We start from the raw sequence: 15,462 nt of genomic DNA, 5'->3' as shown, positions 1-15,462 counted from the left end.
AATAAATAAAAAAGCCAGTCACCATGCTGGCTTTTTTTATTTTATACGCTTGGTGATTTACTCGTTTTGGTTCTGCACTTTATGGCCGATTTAAAAGAGAGAGAATCCCATTCTTAAAATGAGAAAAACTAAAAGGATCAGAAAAAACCATCGGATAAATTGGCTACCATAACGTAATGCCAGAAAAACACCCGCGAAGGAACCCAGCACATTGCACAAGGCAACGATTAAACCGATTTGCCAGAGTACATGACCTGTGGGAATAAAAAATAAAAGTGCTGAACTAAAGGTACCAATATTCACGATTTTGGCCGATGCCGAGGCATTGAGAAAATCAAAACCAAAAACCTTTACAAACAGAAAAAGCAGGAAGCTGCCGCTGCCTGGCCCAAAAACGCCATCATAGAATCCAATCAACCCGCCAAAAAGGATGCCCAGAGAAATTTCTTTATGTCCGCATTTCACATAGGTACTGCGCGCACCTAAGTCTTTCTTTAAAAAAGTATAGATGGCCATCAAGATGAGTAAACAGAAAACAACATAGCTCATGAGCTGCTTTGGAACATGGGCTGTTGTCATTGCACCCGCAAATGCACATATAAATGCCGCAAGCATGGTGGGGATCAGAAGCTTCCAGACAAAAGTAATTTTATGAACATATCTCAAAAATGAGGCGGTGGTTCCCGCCCAAACCGCTAATTTATTGGTGCCAAAAACGGTTGCAATATTGTGCTGAGGCAAGGCATGTAACAGCGCCGGAATTTGGACTAAACCACCACCACCTACTGCGGCATCGATCAGACCACCACAGAAGGCAAAGAGTCCTAAAGTTAGTAGGGCGGTTTGATCAATCATAAAAATCAGCCAATCTGAGGGAAAAATGATGTTGTTGTATGTGCTTTATGCAGTGTTTTAAATAAGAATCTAATCGAATGATTAAAACATCGTTTGCTTAGCTTTGTTGTTTTTTTATGCAGATTAAAAATAAAGATTTGAATGTATGAAAGTTCTTTGCTTGGCTAAAACAGTGCTGTTTGTGCGCTATGGCGAGCATCAATAGCCCATTTTGGTTGCAAGATAGCCATATTTCTGGCTGCACAAATGCTGCTCTCCACCCCCAAGTTCCATCTTTTGTATTCCTAAACATTGATTTTATTGGTATTTCTTTTTTATTTGAGCTTGGCACAGCATTTGCTAAATAGCTGGTGATGCAATTTAAAGCTTAAAAATCAATTGAGTATCTAAAATATAGGGGGAGACCAATATGATGAAACTTGCATGCAAGGCTGCGGTACTGGGAATGCTGACCACAGCATCAACATTAAGCTTGGCTGAGGAGAGTAAACTCCCTTTTCCAGGTACCGTTACGGGTAATGTCAATGTGGTATCAAGCTATAATTTACGTGGGATGACCAACTCACCAGAAAGTGATACACCCGCAGTGCAAGGGGGGCTGGATTATACACATGACAGTGGCTTTTATTTGGGCTATTGGTTTTCGACTTTAACCGCTGCCTATGCAGACTTTAATACTTCGCCTACTGATGTGAAAGAAGAGAAAAAATCCTTCGAAAACGATTTTTACGCGGGCTATAAAGGCAAAATTACCGAGGATCTTGGTTATCAAATCGGCGGAACGGTTTATTACTATTATCCAGGTTGGGAATCGACAGGTTATGAAACCATCTTGGGTTTGAGCTATAAAGATTTCAGCATTACAGCACAGACTTTGTTGAATAATGTCACCTTCGGAAATAAGGGAGATACCTATTTCTTGGCGACCTATGCACCAAAACTAGCAGGTGGATTTACAGGTAAAGCGCAAGTTGCAGCCTATTATTATGGCGATGACGATGAATATCTGGCTTACCAAGCCAAAGCTGGCGATGTAACCAAAACGGATTTTGCCTTCCGTCATGCAACGCTCGGTTTATCGCACCCATTGGGCAATACTGGCGCAACGTGGAGTCTGGATTATATTTTTGGTGGCTATACTCGTGATGAAACCAAACAAAAGAATAAAGTAGTCTTAGCATTAGGTTATGCCTTCTAATGGAGTCTGAGCCATAAAAAAGCGACCTCAAGGTCGCTTTTTTAGCTTTGCTGACTGCGGTAGGACAAGGCTTCAGTGATATGGCTGCTACTGATGAGTTCGCTTTCGGCTAGATCTGCAATGGTTCGAGCCACTCTTAACACCCGATGATAGGCGCGAGCAGAAAGATTGAGCCGCTGTTGTGCCATTTCAATAATTTTGGTCGAGCTGCCATCTAATAAGGCATGCTGTTCCAATAATTTGGGAGAGAGCGCCTGATTTAAACAATGTTGTCTCTGGATTTGTTTTTCATAAGCATGGATGACGCGTTGTCGTACCGTGTTAGAGTTTTCGGTTGGAGTACGATCCTGTAATTCTTGTGTCTGTAAAGGTGGAACATCAATATGTAAATCAATCCGATCTAATAGCGGGCCGGAAATTCGATTTTGATAACGTTGAATGCTGTCTGGAGAACATTGGCAACGACTATCCTGATTAAAGGCATAACCACAAGGGCAAGGGTTCATTGCGGCTATAAACTGAAAATTTGCAGGAAAAGTCATTTGCCGCGCCGCGCGTGAAATCACGATCTCTTTAGATTCCAGTGGTTGGCGTAGTACCTCAAGCACCTTGCGATCAAACTCAGGTAATTCATGTCATTTCCAAAGAACTATGCGACAATATGATTTAGGCTCAATGACTTAGACCCCATTTTACAAAGAACTATGCGACAAATTTTATAAAGAACTATGCAACGGAACCTAGAATGAACAATCAATCATGCGACACCGTTAACATCGTACCAGCTCGAAGAAAAATTGGTAATACACGCATTAGTGTATCTGGTTTATACCCTTTTAAAAAAGATTCCGCAGTGGCCTTTGAATCAACATTGGAACGCGATTTTCTCATTCGATTAGAGGTTGACCCTAATGTTCTTGCTGTTGAGTCTCAACCCTTTACCATTGAGTATTTTGATAATGGACAGAAACGAGTTTATACCCCTGACTTTCTCGTAACTTATAAGCATGATGATTTTCTTCCATTTATTGCACCTAAACTGGTTGAAGTAAAACCTATAGATGAATTGCAAGTTAATTTACATTTATGGAAAGCTAGATATCGTGCTGCCATGAGGGTATGCAAAGAAGAGGGTTGGAAATTTCATATTGCACATGAGGGTCGGATTCGGGATCAGTTATGGTCGAATGCCATGTTTTTACAAAAGTACCGAAAGATGGAATTTCCTCCTGCCGATTCAATGCACCTATTGGCTTATGTGAGAGATCGAGGAGCCGTAACTTTTGAGACTCTATTAGCCAGACATTTCCTTGGCAAATGGGACAGAGCAAATGGAATTAGTCAAATTTGGTATTTAGTTGCTCATGGTTATCTGGTTTGCGATTTAAATGCACCTTTACAGCCATCTACTGAACTTTGGGTAAGTGGGAGTTTGTCATGAATGATAGACGTGTGAATATCAAAATAGCTGCTGGGGAGCCTGTTCAGATAAAAGGGATTCCCCATACGATTATTGAAGTCATTGACCTGAAATCAGTTTTTGTTGAAAACAATAATACAGGTAGGAAAAATGTTGCGGCTATCAGTGAATTAAGGCCGTCAATAGCTGTGGAACAACATGAAGATCTAGAGCTCATCGCTGATAAAGACTGGATTGAGGCTGAAAGGCGTTTCAACATCATCCGTCCTTTCATTGAGGGAGGTGTGAGTGGTCGTAAGGAAGTAGAATTACGTGCTCAGGAACATGATATAAATCCAGCCACCATATATAGATGGTTAAAAATTTATAAAGCATATGGAACTATTGATGGATTGCGACCTAGAAAAGAGGGATTGCCACAAGGCAAGAAGATAATTAATAAACATGCTGAAGCAATCATTGAAAAAGCCATCAACGATTTATACCTAACTAATCAAAGAATAAGTGTTCAAAAAGTTGTACTTGAAGTGAAACGCTTATGTCATGAATACCATATCCTAGAGGTGCCTCATGCCAATACAGTAAGAAATCGTATTGCAGCGATTAGCCAGAGAGACTCTCTTCGTAAGAGGGGGTATAAGGAAAAGGCCGATAACAAATTTACACCTGCCGCAGGGAAATTCCCTCATGCTGATTATCCACTTGCCGTTGTACAGATTGACCATACACCCGTTGATCTTATTCTGGTTGATGATTTTAGCAGGTGCCCTATAGGACGACCTTTTCTTACATTGGCAATTGATGTGCGTACAAGGGTAGTTGTGGGATATTACTTATCATTAGATGCTCCCTCTGTTATGTCGATTGCAATGAGCGTTTCTCAAGCTGTACTGCCCAAAGAGAAATGGCTAGCTTCGCGCAAGATTCAAGCTGAATGGCCTGTCTGGGGAATTATGAACACCATTCATGTCGATAATGGACCTGAGTTTCACTCAGAAACTTTCAGAAATGCCTGTATGGCACATGATATTCGTCTGGAATACCGACCAGTTAAAAAACCACGTTTTGGTGGGCACATTGAACGTTTGATGGGAACATTTGCAACGGATATTCACGCAGTTCCAGGAACAACTTTTTCAAATATTTTTGAAAGAAAAGGCTATAACTCAGATACGGAAGCAGTTTTCACATTTTCCGAATTTGAGGACTGGCTAATTGATTTTATCTGTAATGTTTACCACAAAAGAAAACACTCTGCTTTAGGTACTTCTCCACTACATGCTTTTGAGTTGGGTATCTTTGGCGATAAAAACACGTTAGGTTCTGGAGCTGCCAGATTGCCTGCAAATGATCATAATTTCTTTCTTGATTTTCTACCAAGTTTTGAAAGGACGATTCAAACAACAGGTGTAACAATTGATGGCCTTGCTTATTATGCTGATGTATTAAGAGGTTGGATTAATGCTGTAGACCCCTATAATCAAAAGGAAAAACGTAAATTTATCTTTAGGCGTGATCCAAGAAATATTAGTGAGATATGGTTCTTTGATCCCGAAATCAAAAATTATTTTAAGGTACCTTTAGCGGATCAAAGTATTCCGCCATTTAGTATTTGGGAACACAAAAAGATTCAAGAGCTAAAAAAGGAAAATGGCGAATATCTAAAAGATCATGAACTTGGACAGGCTCTAGCTAAACTTAGGGAACGTGTTCAGGAAGCAAGCACTAAAACTCGACGGGCTCGCAGATCACGTCAGCGCAGTACCCAACACCAAATGAGTGTTAATCCTGCATCAATTCAGGGCAAAAAACCTCAACAAGAGAGTACGATTTTGGAGCAACAGCTTGATAGCGTATATGGTTTATTGCCTCTCGATGAACTGGAAAATGATGAGGATATTTCATGAGTAACTATTCACATGTTTTTCAAGAGTTTCGCCCTATTGTGGAACAGTCTAATGAGGACAGGCTCTACTTCCTGGAAGAGGACCGATGGATTGGGTATCCAGCAGCCAATGACTTACTAGACCAATTGAAAGGATTCCTGACACTTCCGAAGCGGAGCCGTATGCCCAACTTACTGGTATTGAGTAAGCCAAATAATGGTAAGACCTCAATTATTAATCAGTTCTTTAAGCTGTATGGGGAGGGTTATGTCAATGCAGAAAATAATGCAGTAAAACCTGTAATTGTTGTGCAGGCACCTGTTTCACCTGATGAAAAAGCTTTGTATATGGCTATTCTTGATAAGTTCTGGGTTCCCTTTCGAGAAAGAGATCCTGTTGCGAAGCTACGTTACCAAGTGGTCCATTGCCTTAAACTTTACGAGGTAAAACTCCTCATTATCGACGAAATGAATTCTTTATTATGTGGCAGCCCGATTAAGCAAAGAACAGTAATGAATGCAATTAAGTATTTGTGTAATGAAACACAGATACCCATTGTTGGGTTTGGTACAGAAGAAGCGATTAGTGTCCTGCGTACTGATCCACAGCATGTAAGCCGTTTTCGTGTGGTTAATTTGCCCTTATGGAAGCTAGATAAGGACTTTCAGGCCATGGTAAATAAGTTTGAAAAAGTTCTTCCACTCAAACAGGCTTCAAAACTGGCTGAGCCAGCAACAGTAAAATATCTACATGATATTACCGATGGAAATTTAGGTAATCTGCGAACGCTTTTACGGGAAGCTGCAAAGAAAGCTATTGTTTCTGGTCAGGAGTTTATCGACCGCAGCTTACTAGAAAGTGTGAAATAAGCCATGTGGAGGACTAGGTATGATAGGTACAACAGAAGTCCATTCATGGATTATCCCCACGACTTTACAGAAAGATGAGGCATTGTCTTCATGGTTGATACGTGCTGCACTCGATAGTGGTTGTGACCCATTAAGTCTAACAGGGGTACTCTGGCCTAAATGGCGAATTTGGTCAGTAGATGTAGATCGAGGTTTAAGCTCAGAGCATTTACGGGCCTTGGTCAATACAACAAAAATTGATGAAAGCCAATTTGATTCGGCTACGCTTCGCAATTTCTTATTTAAATATAACTTGGATAATGGAACCCTTGATTCATGGTATCTGGTATTAGGTACAAGAAACCGCAAGCATCGAGGTGGCTGGCAATATTGTCCTAAGTGTTTGTCTGAGGATGATGTTGCCTATTTCCGTTTGCCCTGGCGCTTTGCCTGGCATACAGGCTGTATGAAACATAATCAGCGTTTACATGATCAATGTCCGAATTGTCATAATGCCATTCAACCTAGGCGACTTGAAGCCCCTGATCAGGTTATGACTTGCTGTTCAATATGTAAAAAAAGCTTATTGGAGGTTAATGAACGTTTTATGGATTGTCATGCCTTGGCATTCCAAAAAATCTTTGATCAATTCTTGGAACAAGGCCGTGCAACCTATCAGGATAATTTGATTTCACTAAATGATTGGTTAACGGTGATTAAGTTATTTTCACAATTTATTAGAAAAGTTCTAGCTAGTTCATCAAATGGAAAAGGATGGGCTTTTCTTGAACAACTCAAGATTCAGGTACCCCATTCTGAGCTTATCTCGAATGGATTGGTTATTAGCCAACTTCAAGTTATCGAGAGGGAACGGCTATTTTCCTGTATTTATCAATTACTCATCATTCCTCTAGAAAAATTTATTGAAACAGCACAATCTTTAAATATGAACAGATCTTCATTTTGGGATAAGAGAAACCAGTTGCCAGCCATATTAAGACCTATTGAAGAACAGTTGGGCTCGGTTTATAGGAACTACCCTCCAAAGAGAGCATTAGTTGATACACGCAAACCTAAAAGTAAGGAGGCTGTAATACGAAAGTTTTTGAGATTAAAAAGAAAATTAGGATAGTGTTTGGAGGGAAACGCTATGTCTCAGTGTGATGAATGTGGTAATGCGGTTGAAAAGATACACCGACGCTATAAACAGCGTAACTATTGCCATAAATGCTATGTGCGAGTTTTTAAAAAAAGAGATTGCCCATCATGTGGTAAAAGCTCAAGATTGCACAAAACTGATGAATTGGCTGTTTGCCAAAAATGTGAAACTAATCGCCCCTGTATTCGATGTCAACGTATTGATTACCCTGTAGGCAAAATAACGGAACAAGGACCTGTTTGTAATAGCTGCTCAGTTTATTTTAGAGAGTTTCAAGCTTGTGAACGATGTGGAATGGCATCACAACGTTTGTCTCGTATCAGCCGTTTTGAGGATAATTTAAGAGTTTGCACAAAGTGTGCAACCCGTGATTACCAGACATGCCAAAGTTGTAGAAGATATAGGTCGGTTGAACAGGATGCTGTGTCAGGCAAAATGCTTTGTAAAAAATGTTCAAGCTGTCCACCACTTCAATGTTTAACCTGTCAGCAACAAATTCCTGCTGGATGTGGAAAATATTGTGAATCATGTTCATGGCGAAGAATATTGGGCAATAGGATTAAAGAACTAGTTAATACATTAGTGAATCCAAGTGTTAAAGGTTACTTTGAAGAATATATGAATTGGCTTGATCATGAGCTAGGACCACATAAGGCTGCATTGCTAATTCATAAACACATTCAGTTCTTTGAAAAGACCAATAATCTTTGGAGAGAACAGATCCCAGATTATGCCCCTTTATTACACAGACTAAGAGCAAGCGGTCTACGCAAATATGAGCTACCAATGCGATGGTTAGTTTCAATGTATAAACTAGAAATCAATACTGAATTAAAAGATCAGTGTTCAGAATTGGATCAATTGGAGAGGTTGGTAAAGTCATCCCCAGAATTAACTTTGTCTGCCCAAGTGCTTCAGGAATATGATCAATATTTAAAAAATAAAATGAAACTGGGTAACACCACTCTTCGCTCGACCCGTTTAGCCATGAAACCAGCTTCCGCATTAATGCAATTGGTTAATCAGTCTCGATTAGACTTACCTACGATGTGGCATGTGAAACATTACTTATATCAATCACCAGGACAAGCAGCAGCATTAACAGGCTTTCTTAACTTTCTAAATAAAAATTATGATACTCAGTTGAACTCAACAAGAATGTTGGATAAAGAATCGAAAAATAAAAGTAATTTGAAGAAGTTAGAAAAAGATTTACTAACAATGATGAAAAATCCAACAGAAAATTTTGATGAGTTAACCTGGGTGAGACTGTGTTTGGGATATTTTCATGGACTGGATAAAAACATTTGTAATCGTGTAGATAAAGTTGATATGAATGTTGAAATAGATGGTTTTAACGTCTTGATCAATAATCAACAATATTGGATACCGAACATGGAGTTTTCCTCAATAAGATTCTAATCCAGAAGTAAGTAACTCCCTCACATGATTTCTGTCTATAAAATAGAAATTAAAATGAGAAAGGATAGTGGGGAAAATATCAATAAATAGGGTGAAAGTTAGACGTACTTGTTATAAACATGGTCTATTTATATTCTATGTTTCATAATTAGAAAAATGGACATCAACTATAGGAAAAGCAATGGATTATAAGTATTACGTTTATGTACATGAAACATTATCAGGTGAAGTATTTTATGTTGGCAAGGGATGTGGTGATAGAGCGTGGCGTAAAGGTCGAGATTTGAATTGGGATTTGTATGTTGAAAAATATCTAAATAATCAATACAACGTTAGAATCGTACTTGATCAATTATCAGAAAACCAAGCATTAGAAGAAGAGGAAAAGCTTTTTTCAAAATATGGCGATCAGTTGGTTAATCGTCAAAATATGAGCCGAAGCTTAAATATGGAGGCTTTAAGTCATCGAAATGAGATTGAGTCAAAGTTAAAGAAAACTGAGTTGGATGCTGAGTTAGCGACGGAGGTGAATGAAAAGGCTGATCTATTTATAGAAGCATTGAGGTATCACAAATTATTTGCAAACACTATTATTGAAAATGGTTTACTGGCGGAGCTTCTTGCTCTGCGCCCTCTGGGTTCTATCCAACTATTAGATAAAGCTGTCCGAGCATTGGTTGCTGCTGATAGACAAGAACAGGCCCAAATTGTTTTTGACCAATATTTTGTTGACTATCCTCATGAAAAAGAACTGACCATGGTTGCTTTAATTGCCAAAGTCATTGAGCGTGGAACAGTACGATTAACAGAGCAACAAGATTTTGTACCGCCCGAACCCCTGCCACTAGGATGGCAGTACGCCAAAGAGCGAAATGAGCAAGTCTTACGTTTAGATCACAAGATGTACGAAACAGACAAATCAGAAAATTATGATCTAGATGTACTTAAAAATCTGATGGATCAGGATATGTCTGCTGCAATGCTGTATGTGAAAAGGTGGATTGTTCAGGATGAAAGAGTTAGACGCAAAGACCCTTTGGACAATGCATTATGGTTGTATTCAGAAGCACGTAAAATTGCCAGTAAGCAGAAGAATCTGCTTGAGGAGTGTTTATTTCAGCAACGATTGACTAATTTACTAAAGGGGCGAAATAAACATTATGAAAAGAATCTAATAACATTAAGAAAACTTGCAGCAAAACTTTCTAAGCAGAATATTTTGAAAAAATAAGCTAATGGATTTCTCCAACAGCCAAATTATGTATTTCTGACAGTTCTTATAAAAATAACATGTATAAGCGCATTATCCATACTTACCTAAATTCATAAATAACAAATCCCAAATATAAATATTTGGGATTTTTGGCGTTGGTTTATGAGTTTGTAATCAATGCTTGTGTGGAAATATTTTAGGAATCAAGCGGATATATATTGGTAGAAAGCAAAGCTCAACAATTGTTTGCGTTAAAATTACAGCAGGGATAATAGGCATACTTCCTGGTACTGCTAAGGCTAGTGGCAAGATAACCAAAGAGTTTCGATATGATGCTGAAAAAGATACTGCTCTTGTAGAACTTGGCTCCAGTTTAAACAAGGATGCGATAGCCCAGCCTACAAAGGGAGCAATAATGGCAAATGCGATGTAAATTGGTAAAGCCTGAAGGGCAGCACTTTGAGCAAGTCCAATTTGAGGCGTCACTGATGCGAGCACAATAAACAGAACAAGTGCTGTAGCAGGTATCCATTCCTAATATTGTGTTTGGCTTCAGAAAACAACATTTCAATATTTCAACAACTATTGAATTATAGAAATTGACAAAGGTTGTTGCAACTATTTTATGGAAGGGAGCTTATATACAGGTTTAGTGCTAATCCCTTATAAGAAAATGATTACATTTGTCAAATTTGGATTTTAACCCTCATTTTTTTCTTTTTTTTCTTCCTTTAGCTGAATATTGGTAATTCCAATTTTTCTTAGAGCATTCAATAAAGTTGATTCACCATCTGAAAAGCCAGCAGATTTTGAGCGCCTAAAAACAAATAATTGGGTAACAAGATTGGAGCCCTGAAGAGTTTTCGTATAAGAACCCTCTGACAAAGGCAAGCTTTTCATGAGATCGGAAATATACTGTTCGAATTGTTCTAGGGTCTTTGACCTAAATATTAGTCCAGAATGCCCACGTTCCTTGTAGACGCTCTTTCCTTCTGCATTTGAAACATAAATCGCAGGTTGTATATCGAAAATATAAACTGGAGGGTAATTTCTAAGAGATAGTCGAATGACTAATGCTCCGCGGGTTGCTGTTTTATTTGAATTTGCATAACACCAATTTTTATAAGCTTGTTTTTCTTCATCTGAAATATCTTCATTTTCTAAAGTTTCTGAATTGACGGAAAAGGCCATGAGAGTGGGTTTATCGTTGTAATTAAAGTCTTCTTCAAAAGTATAATAGTGTACTGCATTGACAATACTGGGATTTAACGAGTGTGCTTTTACGCAAGCATTCCAAAGGTCCATAATTCTTCCTTGTTCTGGAGCTTCAAATTCTGTGGCATTATCTTTATTAGTGGTCGGATTAATTGTGGCATTAAGAATATCCTTGGAGCTATCTGGTTGCCCTGTACCAATCGTATTTGTCTCCTTTGTATTTTTCTTTCTTTGTGGTTGGGTGATGGTTTTTTCATGTTTTGTTTTACTTTTCTCTCCTACTGGTCCTGCTCCTAACCAGGTAAATTCATGACCTAAAATAACTGATTGTGATAATGGTTTGCGCCCCCCTTGATCTTCAGATACGTTAATCTGACCAGGACCTAGTTGCAATTGAGGAGGATTAGGTGAGTTAACATCTACAGGTTTCTTAACGCGGTGAATTACTTTTGGAACGCGTCTGATGAGTGTTTGATCAGGTAATTCTATTCCAAGAATAGTCAAGGCTAAAAAGGCATTGGTGTCAGGGAGACAGAAACCAGAAACCCTAATTTTTCTCGTTTCCTCATGCCATGGCATTACTTTAGGGTATATATGGTTTCTTTGAGTAAAATCATCATGTTTTGCAATACTGCTAAATAAGATCCTTACGGCATCCTGGGTATATTCGCTGTATTTATAGTAGGCAATAAATACATGATCATCTGATGTGAGGCTATCACCTATAAGGATCGTCCAGGTATTTTCTTCTTGTGGATGAGGTGTGTAGAGCCGTTCATGTCTTTCGGCCTCATCATATGTTGTCAGAATTCTAGGAAGTTCTGTAGAGAGACCATATCCTCTTACCAGAAACTCAAAACAAGGTACGAGTAGTTCCTTATATTCCTGATCCTTTAAGGAGAAAGAAATGCAATTCTCACGTTGGCTTGGATTAATATAAAATTTATTCTTGTCTGAGAAGAAATGATCTATTCTCCCTGTCTTTTCGTCTCGCTTATATGCTTGAACATAGGTATGTGTAAAATCCGTATGGTCAATATCAAACTCCCGTATTTCTAAAGGAAGATAATCAACCAATCGTTCATGATGCCAAACTGTGCCAATAGGCCAAGACACCAAATCTGTTATATTGGCATCAATAAAAATAAAATTATTTGTGGGTGTGTAATCTTCAAGAAGTTCCCTAAAAGCAACATGAACTTTAGGTTGGGTATTTCTACGTTCAGCTTTTGCTAACGCCCCATACCACCACACCATTAAGAACTTTTCAGCATTGGATTCAAGAACTTTGAATGCGGGGGATTTTTTTTTATCTGAAGAGTTATCAGTATTTTCTTCATTAGAATGATTGTTCATGATCAACCTCTCTATTGGTAATATTATCGACTAGTCAATTCTTCTTATAAGTTCAGTTCGGCTGTAGGGATATACTGCCCATCTACCCAATCGTAAAGCTGGATATCACAAATACCATTCAAGCGATGTCCCAAGATCATTGCAAAAACTGAGGGTGCCTTAATAAAGAGGTGTAATTTAGATAACTTATTTTCAGATTTGAATGAAACTAAAGCGGATTTTGCCTCTCTGACAGCAAGATTTAGAGTTTCCATATTATCAATGGCATGACAGCTTTCTAAATTCAGTCTAGGTAAGCTCTTTACTTCATTAATCGTAGAGTCAATGTCTTTACCTATAGCTGTAGGAAATCCAATAGTGACTATGGCTTCAGTTTCACTCTGTAGCTCAACAGAGTCGATTTTAGTAAAAAATTGTCCCTCTTTCTGTTTATGGTCATCAGTGCGATAAGTGAGGCCATTATGTTCTATTTCGAGTAGGAAATTACGTGTGGCACTAAAAACATAGCCAAGCATACATGCAGTGGACATTCTTTGTTTGCCATCTATAAGGAGGATTCTACGGTCACCACTGTTATGAATGAAATCCCCAATCAATACTGCTTTTTTGATTAGGTTATTCCAGTCGCTGGAGGTTTTTTGGGCACGATCAGGACCATTGAAATCACGAATATCTAAGTTTAGGTCTTGGTACTGACTGGTTGAAGTAGAAAGGTTAATTTTAATAGGACTGCATAGCCACTGATCCCTCTCTTTTCCTAAAGCCTGGCAAATAAGATTTTCATAGTCTTTACGGTATATAGGTCCAGAAGATGAAAGGGAAATCAAATCTTTAAATTGGTCTTTTAACTGTCTGACTTTAGTCATAGTCAATTCGATGTTGGATAAATGTCCTATTTCACCCATAAAGATAGAATCACTGCTCTCAGCGTTGAAAGTTATAAAATCAACGTGATCAAGAGCGAATTCAACAAGCGAGGAGTCAAATTCTTTTTCAACGCACCAGTTAATAATATCCTGACGGCTTTTTAACAAAATTACAGAATCTGTATTGTATGAAGCACCAACGCCTCTAACTCTCTCAATCTGGGCAAGGAATGGGTGAAGTGTATTTGAATAGCTGGGGCACACTAAACCGAAGCGAATATATTCACTTGATGGAATGTCAAAAGCCTGCTTGAAACGTTCAATTTCTTCCCAAAATTTTGTGGGAGTAAGAGAATGATTCTTGGCTTCATACATGACACGGTGTAAATTTTTTTCTGGAGAAAAATAGCAAACCTCCACATCACCTATTGATTCACTCACAATGTGACTAAAAGCACTTTCAGATAGCCATAGTGGCAGGTTCTTTAATACAAAGGCATCCTGATAATCAAACCCTACTCGTGCAATTGCACCACCAGTTGATTGTTTTTCTAACAGACTTGCACTCATTATTATCTCTCTAAATCCAGGGTGGATGGGTAACAGGAACCATCTGGTAGGTAGGTATGGGCACTGCCCTCAAGATGATTGTTTTTTAAATGAAAAATCAGTAAGACTACAAAATTTGCACCCACTTTTGGATCGGACACCAATTCCCTCATGGTGTGATGGTCTTTACTGCTGGGTTGTACACTAAAGAGAGGATGGCTATGCCATTCACCTAAATAGTTAAATTTTTGATAATTATTGTTTGTTGATTTATGAAAAAGGCGGATTGCTTTGATAGCATCCGTAATTCCACGTACAAAGGATGCTATCGTTCCACTCTTTTGAACAGTTAATGAGCTAACTCTAAAATGGTTTGTACCTATATGCTCACCCATTAAAACACCGCCACATTCGTGGGTTCCAGACTTCAACAGGGCTTTTATCAGTAAAATTTGTATATCAGTAGGAATGGATATTTTCAGCATCAGTATTAACCTTTCATCGGTTCAGGCTCTTCAATAGAATTGCCATTTTCACTTTCAGATATCTGTTTATCCGTAGGAGATTCTGTTACTAACGCACCTGAACAATCGATAGGATGAGTATCAAAAGGACATTGAAATATCCAATATTTACGGAACCCTATTAAATATGCTGAATATGGATAAGAGGATTGCTCATCAATTGTACATAAAGTATCTAATGTGAACTGCGTCATAGACGCTGCAAGAGCCGTTACATCTGCATCTGATGCAATATATGTTTGGTTTTGTGTTTGAAAGCCGTAATTATTAACTTTGCCTTCTGGGATTGGTTCCAACGTTTGTAAGACACCATAAATATGATTGCGAAGCTCTAAAGGTGAGGCATCTAACGTTGGGCGACTACGGGCCATCATTGCTCCACCACCGCCACCAAAGATTTCACCCCATACCATTGGTATATGTTTTCTTTTAGCAATTGCAGCTAAGGTTAGAAATGTATGTGAGCTTGCTGTCGCATCAATAATCAGATTACATGTACCAATGGCATTAGCGATATTGGAATTTAAATGAGGATTTTCCTGTCCACCAATTTGCATTTCATACGTTTCAACCTGCATGTCTAATGCAGTTCGTTTTAATGCTCTTTCAACAGCATGGGTTTTAGCAAAGCCAACATCTAACCAGTTGAGTTCATTACGGACAAGATTGTGTGGAGCCAGAATATCATCATCAATAAGTAGAAAGTTTTTACAGCCCGACCGTGCCAGTGAAATTGCAATTTTACTTCCTAACGATCCAAGACCTACAATTGCTATCCTTGTATTATTGAGATGGCTAAATTGTGCTGGCAATCTTTGATTCTGATCATCATGTAGATTAATAGCAGGATAACTTACGAAAAGTGGTGCTGTATTATTAATCAAGAATAGTTCCAAGTTACCCTTTAAGTCATATAACAATATAGGCTGTATGGAATTTGTGAATTCCTCT

General features: G+C 38.5%; 13 protein-coding genes and 1 pseudogene. 7 read left to right on the top strand and 7 right to left on the bottom strand.

The window, feature by feature from the left end; genetic code table 11:
* Positions 1-90: 90 nt before the first annotated feature.
* Positions 91-855, bottom strand: coding sequence for a sulfite exporter TauE/SafE family protein (locus WA352_RS20445; RefSeq protein WP_005314722.1), 765 nt, complete (start codon positions 853-855; stop codon positions 91-93).
* Between the two features lie 409 nt (positions 856-1,264).
* Here WA352_RS20445 and WA352_RS20440 point away from each other — a divergent pair, with 409 nt between their 5' ends.
* On the top strand, positions 1,265-2,053 hold the full coding sequence (locus WA352_RS20440) for a TorF family putative porin (RefSeq protein WP_005314725.1): 789 nt from the start codon (positions 1,265-1,267) through the stop codon (positions 2,051-2,053).
* A 41-nt stretch (positions 2,054-2,094) separates the two neighbouring features.
* On the opposite strand, the pseudogene WA352_RS20435 reads toward WA352_RS20440, so the two are convergent.
* Positions 2,095-2,685 (bottom strand): annotated as a pseudogene (locus tag WA352_RS20435) (ATP-binding protein); the annotation flags it as partial.
* A 113-nt stretch (positions 2,686-2,798) separates the two neighbouring features.
* On the opposite strand from WA352_RS20435, the gene WA352_RS20430 reads away from it, so the two are divergent.
* From WA352_RS20430 to WA352_RS20405, 6 genes are all read left to right on the top strand, one after another.
* Complete coding sequence (locus WA352_RS20430) at positions 2,799-3,494, top strand: heteromeric transposase endonuclease subunit TnsA (protein WP_004756440.1); 696 nt, start codon at positions 2,799-2,801, stop codon at positions 3,492-3,494.
* Positions 3,491-5,380, top strand: a complete 1,890-nt coding sequence (locus WA352_RS20425; protein WP_336143776.1) for a Mu transposase C-terminal domain-containing protein — start codon at positions 3,491-3,493, stop codon at positions 5,378-5,380. Before WA352_RS20430 ends, WA352_RS20425 begins: the two co-directional genes overlap by 4 nt.
* Entirely contained in the window at positions 5,377-6,228 is an 852-nt protein-coding gene (locus WA352_RS20420) for a TniB family NTP-binding protein (RefSeq protein WP_005314736.1), read from the top strand. Before WA352_RS20425 ends, WA352_RS20420 begins: the two co-directional genes overlap by 4 nt.
* 19 nt (positions 6,229-6,247) lie before the next feature.
* Positions 6,248-7,339, top strand: coding sequence for a TniQ family protein (locus WA352_RS20415; RefSeq protein ID WP_005314738.1), 1,092 nt, complete (start codon positions 6,248-6,250; stop codon positions 7,337-7,339).
* 18 nt (positions 7,340-7,357) lie between these two features.
* A complete protein-coding gene (locus WA352_RS20410) occupies positions 7,358-8,788 on the top strand; it encodes a hypothetical protein (RefSeq protein WP_005314740.1) in 1,431 nt (476 codons plus the stop codon).
* Between the two features lie 181 nt (positions 8,789-8,969).
* Entirely contained in the window at positions 8,970-10,019 is a 1,050-nt protein-coding gene (locus WA352_RS20405) for a hypothetical protein (protein WP_005314744.1), read from the top strand.
* Positions 10,020-10,175: 156 nt separating this feature from the next.
* Here the strand turns inward: WA352_RS20405 and WA352_RS20400 are convergent, their stop codons facing one another.
* The 5 genes from WA352_RS20400 to WA352_RS20380 form a co-directional block, all read right to left on the bottom strand.
* Positions 10,176-10,487, bottom strand: coding sequence for a hypothetical protein (locus tag WA352_RS20400; protein WP_225761778.1), 312 nt, complete (start codon positions 10,485-10,487; stop codon positions 10,176-10,178).
* 213 nt (positions 10,488-10,700) lie between these two features.
* Positions 10,701-12,572 (bottom strand): hypothetical protein, encoded by a 1,872-nt coding sequence (locus tag WA352_RS20395; protein WP_005314747.1) that lies wholly within the window; start codon positions 12,570-12,572, stop codon positions 10,701-10,703.
* Between the two features lie 44 nt (positions 12,573-12,616).
* Positions 12,617-14,008 carry a CD-NTase-associated endodeoxyribonuclease Cap4 gene (gene cap4 / locus WA352_RS20390; protein ID WP_005314749.1) on the bottom strand — a complete coding sequence of 464 codons (1,392 nt, stop codon included), beginning with the start codon at positions 14,006-14,008 and terminating at the stop codon, positions 12,617-12,619.
* A 2-nt stretch (positions 14,009-14,010) separates the two neighbouring features.
* A complete protein-coding gene (locus WA352_RS20385) occupies positions 14,011-14,472 on the bottom strand; it encodes a Mov34/MPN/PAD-1 family protein (RefSeq protein WP_005314752.1) in 462 nt (153 codons plus the stop codon).
* A gap of 5 nt (positions 14,473-14,477) precedes the next feature.
* Positions 14,478-15,462 (bottom strand): HesA/MoeB/ThiF family protein (locus WA352_RS20380; RefSeq protein ID WP_336143770.1); only part of this gene is annotated, 985 nt, incomplete at its 5' end.

The sequence above is a fragment of the Acinetobacter sp. 102 genome (genome assembly GCF_037028485.1).
GTDB classification, from domain to species: domain Bacteria; phylum Pseudomonadota; class Gammaproteobacteria; order Pseudomonadales; family Moraxellaceae; genus Acinetobacter; species Acinetobacter higginsii.
The sequence above is the reverse complement of the archived record's forward strand: the minus strand, read 5'-3'. Positions and strand labels throughout refer to the sequence as shown.

Excerpts from the sequence above, each read along its gene's own strand:
- WA352_RS20445 (WP_005314722.1), bottom strand. The coding sequence starts at position 855 with ATGATTGATCAAACCGCCCTACTAACTTTAGGACTCTTTGCCTTCTGT.
- WA352_RS20440 (WP_005314725.1), top strand. The coding sequence starts at position 1,265 with ATGATGAAACTTGCATGCAAGGCTGCGGTACTGGGAATGCTGACCACA.
- WA352_RS20430 (WP_004756440.1), top strand. The coding sequence starts at position 2,799 with ATGAACAATCAATCATGCGACACCGTTAACATCGTACCAGCTCGAAGA.
- WA352_RS20425 (WP_336143776.1), top strand. The coding sequence starts at position 3,491 with ATGAATGATAGACGTGTGAATATCAAAATAGCTGCTGGGGAGCCTGTT.
- WA352_RS20420 (WP_005314736.1), top strand. The coding sequence starts at position 5,377 with ATGAGTAACTATTCACATGTTTTTCAAGAGTTTCGCCCTATTGTGGAA.
- WA352_RS20415 (WP_005314738.1), top strand. The coding sequence starts at position 6,248 with ATGATAGGTACAACAGAAGTCCATTCATGGATTATCCCCACGACTTTA.
- WA352_RS20410 (WP_005314740.1), top strand. The coding sequence starts at position 7,358 with ATGTCTCAGTGTGATGAATGTGGTAATGCGGTTGAAAAGATACACCGA.
- WA352_RS20405 (WP_005314744.1), top strand. The coding sequence starts at position 8,970 with ATGGATTATAAGTATTACGTTTATGTACATGAAACATTATCAGGTGAA.
- WA352_RS20395 (WP_005314747.1), bottom strand. The coding sequence starts at position 12,572 with ATGAACAATCATTCTAATGAAGAAAATACTGATAACTCTTCAGATAAA.
- cap4 (WP_005314749.1), bottom strand. The coding sequence starts at position 14,008 with ATGAGTGCAAGTCTGTTAGAAAAACAATCAACTGGTGGTGCAATTGCA.
- WA352_RS20385 (WP_005314752.1), bottom strand. The coding sequence starts at position 14,472 with ATGCTGAAAATATCCATTCCTACTGATATACAAATTTTACTGATAAAA.